The sequence below is a fragment of the Treponema endosymbiont of Eucomonympha sp. genome (genome assembly GCF_001028545.1).
The window spans coordinates 1-894 of sequence record NZ_BBPW01000245.1; the positions used below are offsets into that span (position 1 = coordinate 1).

Here is an 894-nt window from a genome sequence, read left to right on the forward strand (position 1 = left end):
CCACCGCGATTCCCGCCTCGCGGAGCAGCGCGAACGGGTCGCCCCCCGCGCCGGTTCGATTGTGCCCGTTCACGATGATGAGGTCGGGGCGCAGACTGATAAGCGCCTCCCCGTCGGGATAGAAGAAGTCGATCTGCGGCAGATCCTGCCTGACGCCCGGTATGTCCCGCGAATACCGGTCAACCGCGACCAGCTTGTCCGCCAGCCCTAAATCGACGATGATCTCCGTGTTCGACGGCGCGGTGGAGACGATTCGCTCGATATGCTCAGGAACGACCGCCGTCTCCCCCGCCCGGTCGCTTATCGTGCGCCTTGCCGGTTTCCCGCAGCCGGACAGCGCCGCCAGCGCGAGCAGCAACGCGCCCAGCACAAGCGCGGCGAAGGCTTGCGCCCGCCGCCGTAACAACAATGCAGGGAACAGCGCAAACGCCGCAGGTACCGCTTTCACGTGTACGCCCTGCTCCGAAACTCGGTTTCTTTTATGCCCGCGTCTTGGTTCAGCCTGAGCGCAAGGAAGTAAAAGTAGCCCGAATACAGGTTGGCAAAGTCGAGCACCAAATCGTCGACCCGATTCCCCTGCTGCTTGTGCCGGCTCAGCAGTCTGACCAGCGACTTGCACCGGTTGCGGATAACGTGGCTGTAACACGCCGCGGTGCAGCCTTCGGGAAGCACGAACTTCGGCACGTTTTTGCCGGAATCGGCAAACGCCGCAAATGCGCCCTGCGTTTCCGCGCGGAGCCGTTCCGTTTTATCGTGCAGCCACGCGAGTTCCGCTTCCGTAACCAGCGTCTCGGTACGGAGCGACGGGTTCAGGTGGTATATGAGCTAGTTGATTCGGCTCAAATCGTCCCGCAACGCCGAGTCCGAGACGAGGGAGCGGAGCAAGCCGACCAT

General features: G+C 62.9%; 2 protein-coding genes. Both read right to left on the reverse strand.

The window, feature by feature from the left end:
- Positions 1–448, reverse strand: a 448-nt coding sequence (locus AWU74_RS06285) for an ABC transporter substrate-binding protein (protein ID WP_238580205.1), incomplete at its 3' end; no start/stop codon positions are given.
- Positions 445–822 (reverse strand): cobalamin adenosyltransferase family protein, encoded by a 378-nt coding sequence (locus tag AWU74_RS10625; protein ID WP_162504938.1) that lies wholly within the window; start codon positions 820–822, stop codon positions 445–447. The genes AWU74_RS10625 and AWU74_RS06285, both read right to left, overlap by 4 nt.
- Between the last annotated feature and the right edge of the window lie 72 nt (positions 823–894).